The following is a 17,768-nucleotide window of genomic DNA, read 5'->3' on the forward strand; positions in this document are numbered from 1 at the left end:
GCTTCACACTTTTTGGGATCATGCTCGCATCAGCGGCGATTACGCAACTGGTCGATCCACACGGTGACCAGAATGACAAGGCCGATGATAATCTGCTGGGTGAAGGCGGAGACGCCATTCATGTTCAGGCCATTGCGCAGGATGCCGATCACAAACGCGCCAATGAAGGTGCCGGAGATCGTGCCGACACCGCCGATCAACGACGTGCCGCCAATGACCGCACTGGCGATTGCATCGAGTTCGTACATCACGCCTTCATTCGGCTGCGCCGTAACCAGACGCGACATCAGCACACAGCCAGTCAGGCCCGCGAGCGTTCCGGAGATCAAATAGGTGAAAACGGTTACCTGCGTAACGTTAACCCCCGACAGTCGCGCGGCGTCGGCATTGGAGCCGATTGCATAGATATGCCGGCCAAATACGGTACGGTTCAGTACAAACGCGGCCACAATCGCGATGACGATCATCAGCACGACAGGATAGGGGATGCCGGGGAATGTGACGACCGGGAAACCCTGCTCATCGATCGATTCAAACCGGAACAGGGAACCATTGCCAAGGATCCCGAAGTTCTCTCCGAGGCCGGAAACGGCGCGCGCGCCGGTGATTTGCAGAGCCACGCCGCGCGCAATCAACATCATGCCGAGCGTTGCGATGAAAGGGGGTAGCTTCAGCCTGGTAACCACAAGACCGTTGATCAGGCCGCAAAGCGATCCCGTCAATATCCCAAGCAGCATCCCGATCCAGATTGGAAGCTGCAACTCCTTGACTGCGAGTGCCGCCACGACGCCGGCAAGCGCCAGAACCGATCCGACGGACAGGTCGATGCCTCCGGTGATGATGACGTAGGTAGCGCCAATCCCGAGCAGCGCAATCGAGGTCACCTGCAAGGCGATTGTCATGCCGTTGCCGACCGTCATGAATGCGCTGCTGGTTGCCGCGAATATCGCAGTCAACACGATCAGGCTGCCGAGGGCTGCGAATTTCTGGATGACATCCTTTTGCCGCTCGCTCAAACCGCGCCTGTTTTGTGTCTGCCCTATTGGCTTTTCGCTGCTCAGATCGGTCATGCTACGTATCCCTGTTCTCCGTGTCGGCCGCTACCAGACGCGTAATGCATTATTTCTTCCTGGTTCGTGTCGCGCGTTGTCAGCATCGCGGTGATGCGACCGCCTTGAAAGACGGCAATGCGATCGGACATGCCGAGGACTTCGGGCAGTTCGGAACTGATCAGCACCACAGCGATGCCTCGCGCGGCGAGTTCATCCATGATCTGGTAAATCGCAAATTTGGCGCCGACATCGATCCCGCGCGTCGGCTCATCGAAGAACATGACGCGTGGTTCGCGGAACAGCCACTTGCCGATGATGATCTTCTGTTGATTTCCCCCTGAAAGAAGCCGGACCGGTTGACCGAGGCTCGGGGTTTTGATGTTCAGAAGATCGACATAGCGCTGACTTGCATCGCGGTGACGCTTGCGATCGATGACACCAAATTGGCTGCTCACCGCCTGCATCCGCGCCATCATGAGATTGGCGTCGACCGGCATTTTAACCGCCAGTCCCTGAGCCTTGCGATCTTCGGAGAGATAGGCGATGCCAGCATCGATTCCGCTACGCGGATCGGTAATTTTCAATGCATTGCCATCCAGGACGATCGTACCGGAATCGAGCGGATCGGCACCGAAAACAGCACGTGCGACTTCCGTACGTCCGGCCCCCATCAAGCCTGCAAAGCCGAGGATTTCGCCTCGGCGAATATCAAAACTGACATTGGTAAAGACATCTCGCCTTGTCAGGCCGCTTACGGAGAAGACGACTTCATCGGTGGGTTGGCGCGTAGGCTCGGGAAACTTGTCTTCGAGTGAGCGGCCAACCATGCGCGCGACAATGTCGTCAATGGTGAGATCATTGAAGTCGTCAGTCGAAATATACCGACCGTCGCGCAGGACCGTGACGCGATCAACGATCTCGGCCATCTCGTCCAGGCGATGGGAGATATAGATAATCCCGGTACCCTGGCTTTTCAGATCGCGGATAACCTTGAACAGGAGCTGTGCTTCCTGTTCCGTCAGCGACGAGGTCGGCTCATCCATGATCAGGACCGTCGCATTCAGCGACAGGGCCTTGGCGATCTCAACCATCTGGCACTGCGCGACGGAAAGGGTGCGTACCTGTACATTCGGGTCGATATTGACCCCAAGCCGATCGAGACAGCGCCTGGCGTCGTTCAGCAGTCGCTTCCGATCGATCAGAAAGCCGCGACGCGGCTCACGGGCAAGATAGATATTCTCCGCCACCGTCAGGTGGGGAACGAGATTGAGCTCCTGGTGGATGATCGCGATGCCGGCGGCTTCCGACTGGAGCGTCGAGGCAAATTGGACCGGTTCGCCCTTGAAGGTCATTCTGCCAGAATTTGGCTGGTAGACGCCGCTGATGATTTTCATCAGTGTCGATTTTCCGGCACCGTTTTCGCCGCAAACCGCATGAACCTCGCCTGCCCTCAGATCGAAGCTGACGGCCGACAAGGCCTTTACGCCTGGAAATTCTTTCGAAACGTTTTCCAGCTTCAACAGCACATGAGCCGTATCAGGCAGCTTCTCCGCAGACGATGCTTTCACCCCGGTTTTCCTCCCCGTGCCGTGATAAGACCATGTTTGATAGAGCCAAAACGGAAAATTGGTCAAGCCACTTTATGATTCCTGCTTAAAATCACCCCAAAGAAGGGTCGAATGAGGATAGCATACGCATTTCGTAAAATATTTGGCCTTACCAATATAGGGTAAGCGTTTCTGACGACAGCTAGGAGGGCATTGCCAAGGTTTCAGAGAGCTATTGTCGATCTGTCAGATTGGGATGGTCATTCCATTCCAGATGCCGCGCCTGAGGTTCTGGATAAGGAAGCGGCAGGCCGTTGTGAAAATGGTGATCTTCAAGCATCGGAGCGGAATGTGCTCAACACCAGCGGGTTCCATGCGATGACGCCAAGCCCTGATTCCGGCATACCAAACGTCATGGTGCCGAGCGCCAGACGACTGACGCGCTGGCGTGGAAACTCTGCATCAATATCTAATACAATTCCAGATCGGCCTCTTCCATGCCGCGAATGTTGTCGCACACCCAGATGATATCGGCATCCTCGTCGGATACGGATATGATCGCATGGGCCATCTTGCTGTCGAAATATATGCTGTCGCCCGCCTCCATCCTGAGCGGCGCGTAGAGATCAGAATGAAACATGATCGTTCCGCCGACAACGAAGAGAAAGACTTCCCCTTCGTGGGAAATCAGGGTTTTGAAATCCGAGAGTTTCCGGGCTTTCACGCGCGTTCGAAAGGGCAATATCCGCTTTCTGGACATATCGGACGCCAATGCCTGATGCAGGTAATGTTTGCCCGACAGGGCGGGGCCGGAGCCGTTTTTCGTGAAACTCCTGCGCCCTACCCCCTGTTGAACAGGCGTTGAACTCAATAGAGCGCCAATATCGAGTGCAAAACCCGCAGCGAGCTTCTGGAGGATGTCGAAAGTGGGCGACATGACACCATTCTCGATCTTCGAAAGCGTCGACCGCGCCACATCCGTAGCCTTGCTGACGTCCTGCAATGTCAGGCCGCGCTCAAGCCGCAAATCGCGCAGTTTCTGGCCGAGTTCCTGACGCCCGCCTGACGGGGACCCATTTTCCAGATCAGCGTCTGGCAAGGACTTTGTCTTTGACGGCTTTTTTCCTCGCATTATCTCGCCCATCTCCAAGTCTTTTCAATTTGGCTCCCGACCCGCCAGTCGTTGGTAAGGCGGGCTCGTATCGTCAGGTTTGAAACCTGTATCAGAGGCAACCCGGCAGAGACAACCGGCCGCCGATCAATGAGTAAAAATTGTTTCTTATCGGAAACAAAAGTTGCCAATAGGAGAAAAATTGCTTGACCTCCGACACTGATGATGAGACAAATCTGCCCAATCAAGCTGGAGATGTGGCAGACGGCGCTACAAGTTGTTCAAAGAAACAATGTGTTTCCAAGGCTTTGCAATAAAAACAGGGGTTTTAATAATGGCTGGCAATCGATAGAGCTTGGGAGAGATTAATTTCTCTACATGCTTTAGCTGGAATCAATATTAAGTTTTTCACCTCCACTTCTGTGTTAAAGGCGAATTTCTCGTAATTGTATCGTTCGTTCGATCCAATTCTGATGAGCTATTCTTACAATCTGATGAAGTGCTGTCGTGCGTTTGCGCGCCGGTCGTTGGCGCACGGGTATGCTAATGGTATGGATGGAGCGATCCTTGATTTTGAAATGCACCGCAGGCGAAAACATACTTCAAAGAGGTCATCTGTCATGATGACCGCGCCTGACAAACTTCTCATTCGTCTCTCATCCCTGCGCAAGCACTACGGAGCCCACACGGTTCTCGATGGCATTGATCTCGAAGTACGTTCGGGCGAGGTACTCGCGATCATCGGTCCGAGCGGCTCGGGCAAGAGCACGCTGTTGCGATGCATCAATTATCTCGAAACGCCGGATGGCGGCACGATCAGTATCGGCAAGACGACAATCGACGCTGCGCGACCGATTGCACGGGCAGAGCTTTCCGGTCTTCGCCGGCGCGTTGGCATGGTCTTCCAGTCCTTCAACCTGTTCCCGCACATGACCGTATTGCGCAATGTCAGCCTGGCGCAGGAGCGCATATTGGGCCGCAGCAGCAAGGAAGCGGACGAGCGTTCCATGCAGCTCCTGAAACGCGTCGGTCTTGCCGACAAAGCTTCCCAATATCCGGTCCGGTGTTCCGGCGGCCAGCAGCAGCGCATCGCCATTGCCCGCTCGCTTGCGCTCGACCCCGAAATCATGCTGTTCGATGAGCCGACCTCGGCGCTCGACCCGGAACTTGGCCTCGAGGTGCTCGCCGTCATGCGCGAGCTTGCCGAAAGCGGCATGACGATGATTGTCGTGACCCACGAAATGGGCTTTGCCGAAAACGTGTCCGATACGGTCATGATCATGGCCGATGGCCACATCATCGAAAAAGGCCCCTCCAGAGAGGTCATGCGCAATCCGCAGCAAGAGCGGACAAAGCGCTTTCTTCGTGCGGTGCATGATCGATGAGCGCAAACGACCTGATGCTTCTCCTGCGCGGACTGGGCTGGACGGTCGGGCTGACCGCCGGGGCGTTCATCGTCGGCGCCATACTTGGCGTCCCGCTGCTCGCAGCCCGTCAAAGCCGGCTCCTGCCGCTTCGTTATATCGCCATGTTCACTATCCAGATCGTGCGCGCCATCCCGCCTATCCTCTGGCTCTTCATCATCTTTTTCGGCATCGGCATGAGCATCATGCCGATCGGCCCCTTCAACGCCGCGCTGATAGGCCTCGGCCTGATTGCTGCAGCGAACATGGCGGAGATCTACCGTGGTGCCGTTGCCTCCATCCATCACGGCCAGTGGGAGGCAGCAGCAGCCCTTGATCTCGGTCGTTGGTCGGTCTTTCGCGATGTCGTCGCGCCGCAGGCTTTCCGCGTCGCACTACCGACAACTGCGAGCTATCTCATCGGGCTGATGAAGGAAACGGCGGTCGCCTCGACCATCGGCGTCGGTGAACTCGTCTACCACGGCAATCAGATCTCGCAGCTGACGTTCAGAGGGCTTGAGGTTTTCGCGATCGTCGGCCTGCTTTATGTGCTCCTGAGCCTGCCGATCGCCTGGCTCTCGCGCATTGCCGACGCTTATCTCCAGGCAAGGGTGGCGCGCTGATGTTTCCGACTTATCTTGAAATTTCCACCTGGTTGCCGGACCTTCTTGCCGGGCTGTCGATCAGCTTGCAGGTGACCGTTTTCAGCCTTCTGATCGGCATTCCCTTCGGCCTTCTTCTCGCGCTCGGCGTTCTGGCGAAAGGACGGACGGTAAGGGGACTCAGTCTTTTTCTGGTAGAGATCGGCCGTGGGGCGCCAGCACTTGTGCTCCTGCAATTCATCTATTTCGGTTTGCCGACGACCGGCCTGACGCTTAGCTCCTATGTCGCGGCTGTCGTAGCGCTTGCCTGGAACACCGGCGCTTACACGAGCGAAATCATCCGTGCCAGCCTGCAGGCAGTGCCTCAAGGCCAGCGGGAGGCAGCCGTCGCACTGGGCCTCAATCGCCTGGACGAGTTGCGTTACGTTCTCGTGCCTCAGGGGTTACGTGTCGCCATTCCAGCACTGCTCGGTTTCTCGATCCTGATCTTTCAGGGAACCTCGCTCTGCTTCGCCATTGCGCTGCCCGAACTGGTGAGCCGTGCCTACGAGATCGGCTCGACCACTTTCCGCTATTTTCCGGCGCTGTTTTCCGCCGGCGTGCTTTACGCCAGCATCTCCATTCCCGCCGCCTTGCTCGTCAATCATATCGAGAAGCGTGCGGGCACTTACGCTCACCGTTGAAGTTCAACTGAAAGGATGCCTGCATGTCCAGAACGACCACAACCACGCAGTTTCTTCTTGCCGGTATTGCCGGTTTCCTGATCTCGGCTCCGCTGGCAGCGGCGCAGGATTGCACGCCAAAACACCAGTTCAAGACAGTTGAAGCCGGTACGCTGACCGTCGCGGTGACCACTTACGCTCCGCATTCCTATGTGGACGAAAATGGCGTATCGAAAGGCATCGATGGCGATATCGCCGCAGAATTCGCCAAGCGCGAATGCCTGAAGGTAAAGGCCATCGCCGTCGATCCGGCCGCAGCCATCCAGTATGTGCTGTCCGGCCAGGCCGATATCACGACCGGCGCCTGGTATCGCACGGCTGCACGGGCGAAAGCGATGAACCTCTCCGCACCGCTCTATACCGACCAGATGGGCATTTATTCGAAAGACGACTACAAGAACGTATCCGACCTCGAAGGCAAGCAGGTGGGCACCGTGCAGGGTTATCTCTGGGTTGCCGACCTCAAGACCCTGCTCGGCGGTTCGCTGAAGCTCTATCCGAACTCGGTCAACCTGCAACAAGACCTGAAGTCCGGGCGCATCAATGTCGCCGTTGACGGCTATTCCACCGGCGTCGTGGCCGCACAGAAAGGCGCGCTTGGCGACATCAAAGTCAATGTCGCAACGCAGGACGAACGGGTGAAAGCGACCAAGGAAGCAGCACAGGTCGGCTTCCCCTATGCATTGGCCGCCAAGGAACTGGGCGCAGCGCTCGATGCCACGATTGCCGACCTGCATACCGATGGGACAATCGTTGCGATCCTGAAATCTTACGGTCTTGACGGCACGGCGGAAAATACCGGGGCACCGCGTCTCGTCCAGTAAACAACTGGCGTGAGGGGAGAAAGGCCCCTCCACGCATCCTCCCTGACATGGAAATCGGAGAAAACGACGATGACTGTCTATACGGTCACGCGCAAAACACAGTCCTGGTACGGCGAGCAGATCGGCATTCTGATCCTCGACGCGGCCTATCCTTGTGTGCCAGGCAATGTTGGCAACGCAACCACATATAATTATCCTGTCCGATTTCAGGAAGTACGCGGTGCTTCGATTGACCGCTTGCTGAATCAGCGCGATCCGGCCCTGAAGGAAGTTTTCGTTGAGGCCGCCGTCGAGTTGCAGAACCGGGGCGTGAAGGCGATCACCGGTGCCTGTGGGTTCATGGCCTATTTCCAGGAAGAAGTCGCGGCTGCGGTTGATATTCCCGTCTTCCTTTCCAGCCTGATGCAGATTCCTTTCATGCACGCGCTATGCGGCGGCCGGGTCGGCGTGATCACCGCCAACGCCTCACGGCTGACAGCGCGTCACTTCGCTGCCTGCAATGTCGGTGAGCACGTTCCATTGGCTGTCGCAGGCATGGAAGGTGAGACCGAATTCCGTGAAGCCATACTCGAAGAACGCGGCACGCTGGATTCCCACGCAATCGAGCGGGAAGTAACCGAAGTGGCACGCCGACTCGTTGCCGATCACCCAGATGTCAAATCAATCCTGCTCGAATGCAGCGATCTGCCGCCCTATGCCCATGCAGTGCAGAGGGCGACAGGACGACCGGTCTTCGACTTCATAACGATGATCAACTACGTGCAGCAGAGCACGACACGCCGTCCCTATGCGGGCAATATGTAATCGGGCGGCCAGCCCCTGTGACGCAGCACGCAAAAAGGAATGCGGGAATGCTCGACGATCCACGCTTTCACCGCTTTGCCGAAAATGTTGTCGGCTTCTCCGGTTATAATGGCCGGGGAATTGCACCGGGAACGGTTTTCGGGCGCAGGCTGGCTCAACTGGTTCTCGGAGCGATCGGCGAGGATGAACTACCTTTGCCCCTTACCGGTATCAAGACGCCGACATTGCGCTCCATGAAAGAACTCTATTATGAGACAGGTGCACAACTTGCACATTTCGCTGGCGAACGGATCTGATAACTTGAATCCTATTCCGGCATCGAACTCGTTCACATGACGCGCAAGCAACACGGAGTGGCCCGGTTCGGGTGAAGGTACCAACACAAAGTACCAAAGCGAGTAGAGCCTTAATCCGTCCCGACCTCTCCGAACTTCGGTGCGAGGTCGACTGCCTGACGCAAGGCTTCTACCAGACTGCGTTCGTCAGCGATACCTTTTCCCGCAATGTCGAAAGCCGTGCCATGGTCGACGGAGGTTCGTATGACCGGCAGACCGACCGTGATATTCACGCCCGCTTCGAGACCAAGGACCTTGATCGGGCCATGGCCCTGATCATGATACATCGCAACGACCATGTCATAATCGCCGCGGCCCGCGAGAAAGAACAGCGTATCGGCAGGCAGCGGTCCGCGAACATCCCAACCCTTGGCCTGGCACCGCTCGACGGCGGGGGTGATCTTCGCAGCTTCTTCACCATGGCCGAACAGGCCGTTTTCGCCTGCATGTGGATTGATCGCACAAACGCCGATTTTCGGATTTGCAATTCCCGCTTTGACCAGAACGTCATGTCCCCGCGCGATCACGCGTTCGACGAGGCCGGGTTCGATCCTGGCAATTGCGTCGATGAGGCCAATATGCGTCGTAACGTGAATAACGCGCAGCTTCGGCGAGACCAGCATCATCGAAACCTCGGGCGTCCCGGTCAGATGCGCGAGAAGCTCCGTATGGCCGGGATATTTATGACCTGCGGCGTGCAGCGCTTCCTTGGAAATCGGCGCCGTGCAAATCGCCTGAGCACCGCCCGCCTGAACGATCTCGACCGCCTTCTCGATATAGCGGTATGCCGCTTCACCCGCTTCCGGGGCAACCCTGCCAAACGGCAGATCCGCGCCGACCGTCTTCAGGTCGATGCATTGAACCGCACCGCTCTGAAAGTTGGCCTCACTCGACGATGCGAGCGACGCCACCGGGCGATCAACGCCTACAATCGTTGCGACTTGGCGAAGACGGGCAGCATTTCCAATAACGAGAGGGTTGCACATCTTCTGGATGACAGGCTGGTTTAGTGCCTTCATGATAATTTCCGGGCCGATGCCGACGGGATCGCCCATGGTTATGGCGATGGTGGGGCGTGTCATGAAAACCGTCCTTCCGTACTGACGAACTTGAGGCGAGAAGCAATATGACCGAGGCTGTCTTCGTTGCCGAAGGCGCCAGCTTTTGTGGCTATGGGTATGGAAATTTTGCCGCGTGTTAATCCCAATGCGATACCCGGCTCGATTTCATCGACGAGCAAGATTCCGTTGACGCCGAAACGCGAGAGCAGGGCTGCCGCTGTTTCTCCTCCGGTGGCAGCAAAGGCGCCCATGCAATTGGCGGTCGGCGCAAGTGCTTCGGCCAAACCGGCAGCAAGCGCCGCGCCAAGCGTCTTGTCAGGGTCGTCGTTCGCAACGATCTCTACCAGCAGATCCTCGCCCGCCGCGAGCCGATTGGCAACGTCTCGACCGAGCGCCAAGCGCGCCGCCGGATTGTCCGCCAGGAGAATCGCTGGTTCTACCGGTATGTGACTAATGGATCGCGAGGTAACAAGCTTGCGCGCGCTCGCGCGTGAAACCGCGGCAACTGAACCGACGACCAGCAGCATTCCATTGCTGGTGGGCTCAAGTGGTGGCGAAGGCCTTTCTGTCCTGTCTTCCAGCGTCGCAAGCGCGTAGGCAAGCCCTGCACTGCCGATGAAGAAGGGCGCCGGATCGAGAACGATGCTCGCCCCGGCGATATTCATAAGGTCGTCGTCAATCTCGGCGTCGCAGACTGCAATCGCGGCCCCCGACCGAGCGACCTGTTCCATCGCGCTCGCAAGCGTTTTTCCGCCTGCGCGCACCGCGTCGATACCGACGAGTTCCGCCTTTATGCCCGCTGAGGCCAGGACATCGATCAGATCGGCATTCCGATAGCTGTGATCGCGCTTCCAAATTTCCGTCTCTTCGAGCGACCTTCCCGAAACGACGATCCTTCCATTGAGCGTGGAGCGGCCAACCGAGGGAAATGCCGGAGCAAGAATACCGAAGGCCCGGCGTCCATGCGCTGAAAGCGTCTCGAGCGTCGCTGCCATCTCCGCGGCCGGCTGTCCGCGAAGCGTGGAATCGATCTTCTTGAAAAGAAGACGGTGATCATCGAGTTGGTGAGCCAATATCTGCCGATGCCGGAAAGCAGCAGCAACCGCAGAAAGGGCCCGGCTATCAGCGTCATAAGAAAATACCGGCGGTCGTGTATCGCGGTTCTCTTCCCAGTTTGTTCCCCAACCGACAGCAGCCGTCAGACCAAATCGGGCGAACCCCATCGCGCAATCGGCTGCGCCGGTGAGATCGTCCGCAATCACCAGCCATCGATGCTTCATGTCCGTGTCCCTCACGCCGGCAACTTCGCCACGCGCTTCCAGAATCGATTTACCCTGCTCCTGCACGCCGCGTAACCGTTCAAAAGCTACCAAAAAAATAAGTGCACGCAAGCCATGAATGATATTTTATGATACTATTTGAACGATTTTGACAGATATTGACCCCGACGGACAAGCGCGCCAGAACGCCACCTGTTCAACGTAGACATTGGAACCGCCCTGACTTTATCTCCGTCATATTTGGCAGCCACTTGTTTCCTTTTGACTGCAAAATGCTCTAGTGGATTGAATTTGACGTTTGAAACAGCATCTCATTCAGGATTGAGAGTTCATGTTCCCAGCCAAGCGACGCGCCCTTATCGTCGAGCAACTGCGAGTGGAGAAAGCCGCATCGCTTCGCGAGCTGGCCAATTCTCTCGGAATGTCGCTGTCCACCATAAGACGCGATGTCGAGTACCTGTGTGAGATGGGAATATTGCAGCGCACGCACGGCGGAGCAACGCTGGAGCCGAACGCTCTGAAGACACTCGAACCGCCTTCGGAAATTGCTTCATCGATTGCACATGATGAGAAGAAAGCTATCGGGGAACATGCCGCCCATTTAGTTTATCCGGGCCAGACGATCATTATCGATAGTGGAACGACGACGACCGCCATGGCCGTTGCCTTGAAGAAACGAAACATTGCCTTTAGAGCCGTCACCAACGACCTTCATATCGGTTCTATCCTGTCAGAAAACCCTTCAGTCGGGATTACGGTTACGGGCGGTTCGGTTCGCAACGGCACCGCAACGATTTTAGGCGTGACCGCCTTGCAGCTTCTCAGTCGCCTCAGGGCAGATGTTGCATTTATCGGAACCCATGCGGCCAACGAGGAAATGCTTTCCGACACCACGATCGAGTTGGCAGAAATCAAACGCACGATCATGGGCGCCGCCGATCGTGTCGTTCTGCTTGCGGACAGTAGCAAGTTTTTCAGCTCTTCGTTTTGTGAATTCGGACGCCTCGCGGACATCGACATGATCATAACCGATAGCAAACTGCCCGAAGTGCATCGGGCGAAAATCCGATCGCTTGGCATAGCTCTCGAAGTCGTGGAAGCGGATAACCTGCCAAGGTAGCATCTCCAATCATTGAAGCTCGTGTCGGCAGCATCGACTCAGCCAAAGAACCTGAGAGGCTGTTCCAAAAGCCGCCATGCCGGTCTTTGCCGCAGCTACTCCACATATGTTTTTGCTCTCTCTCTTTTTGCAACGGGTCGTCTCCATGCATTCCGCGATGCATGACTGTTTTTCAGTTCTCTCCCACCGCCGTATAACTCTAACAACTCGCTTCGACCTATGCTGGTCAGTGAGAAACTCCGCAGCATTCCTCAGCGCTATGGAAACTATACATACAGTGCATTGGAAAACTCCGTTGCACGATGCAACAATATTGTTGCTAATCTTATCGACGAATGCATGGAGAAAAAGGCATGCGTATTGCCCTATTGATCGCCGGAGCGGTTTCCAGCGTGATTGCCATAACAGTCGTATCCGCGCAGTCCGAATCCAATGACGGCAGCGCATCGACGACGAAGCGTTATCTTCCCGAGTATACCGAGTCGGGAGACCTGATCCTGCCCAAGAATTATAACAAGTGGGTGTTCGTCGGTTCTCCACTTACTCCCAATGCGCTCAACGACGGGGAGGCCAATTTCCCCGAATTTCATAATGTCTATATCGAACCGGGCTCATACGATATCTACAAGAAGACGGGCGAGTTCCCCGAGGGAACGATCTTCTTCAAGGAACTACAACTTACACTCCCAGCCGAAAACCCGGATGGCTCACGCATCGAAGCCTCGGGACGAGGCTTTTTTCCAGGAAAGCTGAACGGCGCCGACGTTACGGTTAAGGATAGCAAGCGCTATGCCGACACCGGGGGCTGGGGCTACTACAACTTCAATCACCACGAGCCGAAGGCGCCGACGGCCAAGTTGCTGCCCAAATCCGAGTGTGCGTTCTGCCATATGGCGAGTGCAAAGAAAGACGATGTCTGGACCCAATTCTATCCGCTGCTCGACGACTGAATATCGTCAACGTGCGTACAGATTTACCAACAAGGAAATTTTGCGATGAGAATCGTCAATGCCTTTGCTGTCGCCTTGGCAGGGTTGTCCCTGATCGGCGCAGCCACCGCTTACGCGCTTGATACAAGTTCACCGTACAAGGGAGAGACCGCGACCGTCGTTGATGACAAGGGAAATCTGCACGTACCTGCCGATTATCGTACTGCTTACGAGGCGTTGGGCACCTGGGCAGTGGCTAAAGACGACGGTCCGGGTTCAAAGGAGATGCACGTGGTCTATGCATCGCCAGGAACCACGGCTGCATATCGCAAGGATGGACAGTTTCCCGATGGCACCGTTCTCGTGAAAGAAGTATTTCATACGACCACTCAGGATATGACAACGGGAACAGTAAGCAGCGCTGGCGCTTTGGCTGGCTGGTTCGTGATGGTGAAAGACAGCATCGGTCGATTCCCGGACAACAAACTTTGGGGCGACGGTTGGGGTTGGTCCTGGTTCGAAGCAACTGACCCCCGGAAAACCACATCGACGGATTACACGACAGATTGTCAATCCTGTCACGAACCGGTGCGGCAATCGGACTGGATCTATATGAACGGTTACCCGGTCCTGAAGCGATAAAGGGGAGCGGGATCATCGACGCGTCAAACGACGGATACGATCCATGCATGGCTTCAAGTCCGACGTCACTTTCATTCAAACAACTGTTCACAGTGCTCGCGCCATAACTGCGTCCGCAGTGATGGCGCGGTACGTTCCGGCGACCTGATCCTTGCCCTGCTCAGGGAATGCCTTGAATGCGGTCGCCGGATTTCTCGTCGAAGAAGTGCAGTTTGTCCTGAGGGATGGCGATGCGGACCATCTCTGCCTCGCGAATATCCGGTCGGCCATGGATGACTGCCGTCATTTGCTCCCCCGCGACATCCAGGATGACGTACAATTCCGCCCCCGTTGGCTCGACGATGCGGACGCGGGCTTCGATACCATCCTCGGCAATCGAAATGTCCTCCGGCCTGATTCCCATGACGACCTCGCGCCCCCGGTCGATGCCAACCGGCTCCGCCAGCTTTATCTTTGCTCCCTTTTGTGAGGTGAAGATGCCTGCGCCATCGAGGCGCCCCGACAGAAGGTTCATCGACGGTGAACCGATGAAGCCAGCGACGAACACGTTGGCCGGGGTATCGTAGAGATCGAGCGGTGAACCGATCTGCTCGACGTGACCTCCGCGCATAACCACGATCTTGTCGGCCATGGTCATGGCCTCGATCTGGTCGTGCGTCACATAGACGATGGTGGCTGCAAGTTTCTTGTGCAGTTCTCGAATTTCGGCGCGCATCTGTACCCTGAGCTTGGCATCGAGGTTGGACAACGGTTCGTCGAAAAGGAAGACTTGTGGATCGCGCACGATGGCGCGCCCCATCGCGACGCGCTGGCGCTGACCGCCGGAGAGCTGGCGTGGGTAGCGTTCAAGCAGAGGGGCAAGGTCGAGAATTTGCGCGGCATCGGCCACCTTTTGGTCCCGCTCACCCTTCGGTACATCGCGCATACGCAGCGAGAAGCCCATGTTCTCCGCCACCGTCATGTGCGGATAGAGCGCATAGGACTGAAAGACCAGTGCGATGTCACGGTCCTTCGGATGCAGATAGGTCACGTCGCGGTCGCCGATCTTGATCTGGCCGCTGGACAGATCTTCCAGCCCCGCAATGAGGCGGAGAAGAGTGGACTTGCCGCAGCCGGAAGGTCCGACGAGAACGACGAACTCGCCATCCGCAATATCGACATCGATCCCGTGAAGCACTGTGAGATTGCCGAAGGACTTGGTTGCCTTCTCGATCGTCAGTGGAGCCATGGTTTTCTACTCCGGTCTTGTGTTCTGGTCGGCGTCAGTCATGGAGACGGTTATCCCTTGACGGCGCCAGCGGTCAGGCCGCGAACGAGGTTGCGCTGCAGGAGCAGCATGATGATCACGATGGGGAGCATGATGCCCACCGCACCGGCCGCCGAGATCGACCATAGCGAGATGTCCTCCCCGCCAAAGGAGGCGATGGCGACAGGCAGCGTCTTGGTCTTCACGCCGGTCAGCACCAGGGCGAACAGGAATTCGTTGTAGGACATCAGGAGGCTGAACAGCGCGGCAACGGTTATGCCCGGCCGTGCCAGCGGCAGGATGACGATGCGGAAGGCCTGCCACGACGTGCAGCCGTCGATCGCTGCCGCCTCATCGAGATCGCGTGGGATTTCGAGAAAGAACCCGTGCATCAGCCAGATCGTGAAAGGCTGGTTGATCGCCACCAGAGCCAGGATGAGGATCGGGTAGGTATCGATCATGCCAAGGAAGGTGCCCATCACAAAGAACGGGATGGCGAGCAGCATGTGGGGGAACATGCGAATGGTAAACAGCAGGCTCAGGATAGGCCCGGAATTTTTCCGCGGAATGCGCGAGAGCGCATAAGCTGCGAGGCTTCCGCACGGAACCGAGATCAGGACGGTGCCGGCCGCTACGATCAGGCTATTCATCAGATAACGGACGAAGTCGTTCTCGAACCAGACTTCCCGGTGATACACGAGCGTCGGTTCGAAGATCAATGTCGGCGGAATGGTGAACGCATCCGCGGGATATTTGAACGACGTCAGCACCGCCCACAGAAGCGGAATCAGGTTGACGAAGGTGAAGATGCACAGCGCGACGAAGAGGAGATATTCGTTGCGGCGGCGGGGCGTGCCTTGCGCGCTCATTGGTCTCCCTTTCGGTAGATACGGGTCAGCACGCGGTTGATCGTCAGCAGGAGCGCGGCGACGATGATCAGGGTGATCACTCCCAGCGCGGATGCTTTGCCGACTTCCAGCATACGGAAACCGAGCTGATAGGTGTACATGGTTACCGTCTCGGTTGCCGTTCCGGGACCGCCACCGGTCAGTACGTAGATCGTGTCGAAGAAGCGGAACACATCCATCAGGCGCACCGAGATAGTGAAGATGATCGCCGGGATCAGCGCCGGGATGATGACGTGCCGCAAGACACGCCAGTTGTTCGCACCGTCGATCTTGGCGGCTTCGACCAGCGAATTGTCAAGCCCCTGCAGCGCGGCATAGAGCACCATCATGATCAGCGGGGTGAAGATCCAGGCGTCAGCCAGAATGACGCTAACCTTGGCCCAGACGGGACTTCCCAGCCAGTCGGGCGGCTCGAGGCCGATGCTGATCATCGTCGCATCGACAAGCCCCCAATTGGAGGCGAGTATCCATTTGAGAAAGAGGGTCGCGACCACAGGGGTCACGATGTGTGGCAGGAACAGGAGTGCCGAGAAGACCTTCGAGCCGACATCGATCCGGTAGAGCGCCAGGGCCAATGCGAGACCGAGCGCGAATTCCAGCCCCACGGAGCCGAAGGCGATGATCACGGTGGTCCCGATGGAGTTCCACAGCCGCGCTTCGGTGAGCAGGGAGACATAGTTTCCGATGCCGATGAACTGACGTGCGTCCGATCCCAGATAATAGTCGAAGAAGCTGAGATAGATCGCGTAGCACAGCGGCCACAGCAGAACGATCGCCAGCAGCCCGAAGCTGGGCAGACAGAACAGCCAGAGGCCTCGTTGCCAACGGACCATTGCGGATTACTCCAGTGTAAACGAAAAGATCGTGGGCCTGCCGCGTCGGCAACAGGCCCACAGGTTTTCATATCATTTGTCGTAGTAGCCACGCGAGGCCAGGAGTTCTTCCGTCTCCTTTGCGGCCTGGTCGAGAGCGGCCTTGACCTCGACTTCGCCTGTCACCGCGCGCAGGATGTGACGGGTGACGATCTCGCCGACGTCGTTAAAGTCCGGCATGGACGGGAACGGCTTTCCGTTTTCCAACGCAGCGCGTGCAGCGGGATACCAGCGATACTTCCGGGCCAGTTCCTCGTTGGCGAGCACCGAGCGACGCGGCGGCATCGAGAATTCCGCGCCCTTGGTCATGCTTTCCACCGATGCGGCTTCGGCCATCATCTTGAACATCTCTTCCTTGTTCCTGGACGAGAAGGCGGAGATCGCAAAGCCATCGTTTGCCAGACGGGCACCGCCGCCGGGAGGCGCGACCCAATCGATCTGATCGACAACGCGCGACTTGGCGGGGTCATCCATTGAGGCAGCGCGGGTGAACCACTGAAGGCCCATGGCGGCGAGACCCTGCTGCAAGTTGATGGTGGATTCGTCGTTCGCGTGCGCGGTGAAGCCACGCGGCGCATATTCCGACATCTCCTTGAGCTTGGTGATCGCTGCGATGCCCGCTTCGTTGTTGAAGATCGGCTTCCAGTTCTCGTCGAACCAGCCGTCGCCCAAGGCATTCATATACCAGTGGCTCTCGTTGAGAGCTGCGTCGACCGGCTTGAGCGACATGATGGTACCAGCCATGCGGCCTGAATCAAACTCGGCGGCAGCCTTCTGATACTCCTCGAATGTCTTCGGCGGCTCGATCCCCTTCTCCGCAAACAGGTCCTTGCGGTAAAAGAACAGTTCGGTATTGGTCAGCACGGGCATTGAGTAGATGTGCCCGTTATAGCTGACCGCTTCCATGATCGATTCCGGGAAATCGTCGAGCTTGTACTCTTCCTTGTATTTCTCCCAGAGCGCGTCGAGCGGTTCGAGCCAACCATTGGCGGCAAAGCGTTTGAGCGAGGAGTCGGTGAGATAGAGAACGTCGACGGCATCGGATTTCGATGACATCGTGATGGAAGCCAACTCCATTTCCTTGTCGATAGGCATCAGTTCGACGTTGACACGGCCTTCGGGCAGAGCCTTTTGCATGGCGCCGGCGTAGTATTCGACGGACGGCGAGCGGTGGCCTATGATGCGGATCTGTTCCTGTGCCATGGCCGGCAGCGACACAGTTCCTGCAAAGACTGCCATTGCAGCACCGAGTTTCCAGATTTGTCTAACATTCATTGTTTCCTCCCTTAGTGAATCGTCAGTTTTGGTTC

Annotated in this window: 17 protein-coding genes and 1 pseudogene; 9 read left to right on the forward strand and 9 right to left on the reverse strand. The window is 57.0% G+C overall.

Features of this window, described 5'->3' with window-relative positions; translation table 11 throughout:
- Positions 1–29: 29 nt before the first annotated feature.
- The 3 genes from FHS76_RS05315 to FHS76_RS05325 form a co-directional block, all read right to left on the reverse strand.
- Positions 30–1,070, reverse strand: coding sequence for an ABC transporter permease (locus FHS76_RS05315; protein ID WP_183649104.1), 1,041 nt, complete (start codon positions 1,068–1,070; stop codon positions 30–32).
- Positions 1,067–2,620: a sugar ABC transporter ATP-binding protein gene (locus FHS76_RS05320; protein ID WP_183649106.1), complete on the reverse strand. Its 1,554-nt coding sequence runs from the start codon at positions 2,618–2,620 to the stop codon at positions 1,067–1,069. Before FHS76_RS05320 ends, FHS76_RS05315 begins: the two co-directional genes overlap by 4 nt.
- 448 nt (positions 2,621–3,068) lie before the next feature.
- Complete coding sequence (locus FHS76_RS05325) at positions 3,069–3,698, reverse strand: helix-turn-helix domain-containing protein (protein WP_183649109.1); 630 nt, start codon at positions 3,696–3,698, stop codon at positions 3,069–3,071.
- Positions 3,699–4,330: 632 nt separating this feature from the next.
- Here FHS76_RS05325 and FHS76_RS05330 point away from each other — a divergent pair.
- The 6 genes and pseudogenes from FHS76_RS05330 to FHS76_RS05355 form a co-directional block, all read left to right on the forward strand.
- A complete protein-coding gene (locus FHS76_RS05330; RefSeq protein ID WP_328700443.1) occupies positions 4,331–5,095 on the forward strand; it encodes an amino acid ABC transporter ATP-binding protein in 765 nt (254 codons plus the stop codon).
- A complete protein-coding gene (locus FHS76_RS05335) occupies positions 5,092–5,736 on the forward strand; it encodes an amino acid ABC transporter permease (protein ID WP_183649112.1) in 645 nt (214 codons plus the stop codon). Before FHS76_RS05330 ends, FHS76_RS05335 begins: the two co-directional genes overlap by 4 nt.
- Complete coding sequence (locus FHS76_RS05340; protein WP_183649114.1) at positions 5,736–6,398, forward strand: amino acid ABC transporter permease; 663 nt, start codon at positions 5,736–5,738, stop codon at positions 6,396–6,398. Before FHS76_RS05335 ends, FHS76_RS05340 begins: the two co-directional genes overlap by 1 nt.
- 23 nt (positions 6,399–6,421) lie before the next feature.
- The gene (locus FHS76_RS05345; RefSeq protein ID WP_183649117.1) at positions 6,422–7,261 is read left to right on the forward strand and encodes a substrate-binding periplasmic protein; all 840 of its coding nucleotides are present in this window, start codon (positions 6,422–6,424) and stop codon (positions 7,259–7,261) included.
- 69 nt (positions 7,262–7,330) lie between these two features.
- Positions 7,331–8,065 (forward strand): aspartate/glutamate racemase family protein, encoded by a 735-nt coding sequence (locus tag FHS76_RS05350; RefSeq protein ID WP_183649120.1) that lies wholly within the window; start codon positions 7,331–7,333, stop codon positions 8,063–8,065.
- A gap of 44 nt (positions 8,066–8,109) precedes the next feature.
- Positions 8,110–8,361: pseudogene (locus FHS76_RS05355) on the forward strand (FAD-dependent oxidoreductase); the annotation flags it as partial.
- Between the two features lie 110 nt (positions 8,362–8,471).
- Here the strand turns inward: FHS76_RS05355 and pdxA are convergent.
- Together pdxA and FHS76_RS05365 are read right to left on the reverse strand one after the other, a co-directional pair.
- Positions 8,472–9,482, reverse strand: coding sequence for a 4-hydroxythreonine-4-phosphate dehydrogenase PdxA (gene pdxA, locus FHS76_RS05360; protein ID WP_183649124.1), 1,011 nt, complete (start codon positions 9,480–9,482; stop codon positions 8,472–8,474).
- Entirely contained in the window at positions 9,479–10,741 is a 1,263-nt protein-coding gene (locus FHS76_RS05365) for a four-carbon acid sugar kinase family protein (protein ID WP_183649127.1), read from the reverse strand. The genes pdxA and FHS76_RS05365 overlap by 4 nt, the downstream gene beginning before the upstream one ends.
- A gap of 331 nt (positions 10,742–11,072) precedes the next feature.
- On the opposite strand from FHS76_RS05365, the gene FHS76_RS05370 reads away from it, so the two are divergent.
- The 3 genes from FHS76_RS05370 to FHS76_RS05380 all read left to right on the forward strand — a co-directional run bounded on the left by FHS76_RS05370 (position 11,073) and on the right by FHS76_RS05380 (position 13,432).
- Positions 11,073–11,861 (forward strand): DeoR/GlpR family DNA-binding transcription regulator, encoded by a 789-nt coding sequence (locus tag FHS76_RS05370; RefSeq protein WP_183649129.1) that lies wholly within the window; start codon positions 11,073–11,075, stop codon positions 11,859–11,861.
- Between the two features lie 353 nt (positions 11,862–12,214).
- A complete protein-coding gene (locus tag FHS76_RS05375) occupies positions 12,215–12,811 on the forward strand; it encodes a cytochrome P460 family protein (RefSeq protein WP_183649131.1) in 597 nt (198 codons plus the stop codon).
- Positions 12,812–12,856: 45 nt separating this feature from the next.
- On the forward strand, positions 12,857–13,432 hold the full coding sequence (locus FHS76_RS05380) for a cytochrome P460 family protein (RefSeq protein WP_183649134.1): 576 nt from the start codon (positions 12,857–12,859) through the stop codon (positions 13,430–13,432).
- 160 nt (positions 13,433–13,592) lie between these two features.
- Here FHS76_RS05380 and FHS76_RS05385 read toward each other — a convergent pair whose 3' ends face one another.
- From FHS76_RS05385 to FHS76_RS05400, 4 genes are all read right to left on the reverse strand, one after another.
- Positions 13,593–14,660, reverse strand: a complete 1,068-nt coding sequence (locus tag FHS76_RS05385) for an ABC transporter ATP-binding protein (RefSeq protein ID WP_183649137.1) — start codon at positions 14,658–14,660, stop codon at positions 13,593–13,595.
- Positions 14,661–14,710: 50 nt separating this feature from the next.
- Positions 14,711–15,547 carry a carbohydrate ABC transporter permease gene (locus FHS76_RS05390; RefSeq protein ID WP_183649140.1) on the reverse strand — a complete coding sequence of 279 codons (837 nt, stop codon included), beginning with the start codon at positions 15,545–15,547 and terminating at the stop codon, positions 14,711–14,713.
- Positions 15,544–16,419, reverse strand: a complete 876-nt coding sequence (locus tag FHS76_RS05395) for a carbohydrate ABC transporter permease (RefSeq protein ID WP_183649143.1) — start codon at positions 16,417–16,419, stop codon at positions 15,544–15,546. The genes FHS76_RS05390 and FHS76_RS05395 overlap by 4 nt, the downstream gene beginning before the upstream one ends.
- Before the next feature lie 72 nt (positions 16,420–16,491).
- A complete protein-coding gene (locus tag FHS76_RS05400; RefSeq protein WP_183649146.1) occupies positions 16,492–17,733 on the reverse strand; it encodes an extracellular solute-binding protein in 1,242 nt (413 codons plus the stop codon).
- Positions 17,734–17,768 lie beyond the last annotated feature (35 nt).

This window comes from Brucella daejeonensis (genome assembly GCF_014199265.1).
In the GTDB taxonomy this organism is placed as follows: Bacteria; Pseudomonadota; Alphaproteobacteria; order Rhizobiales; family Rhizobiaceae; genus Brucella; species Brucella daejeonensis.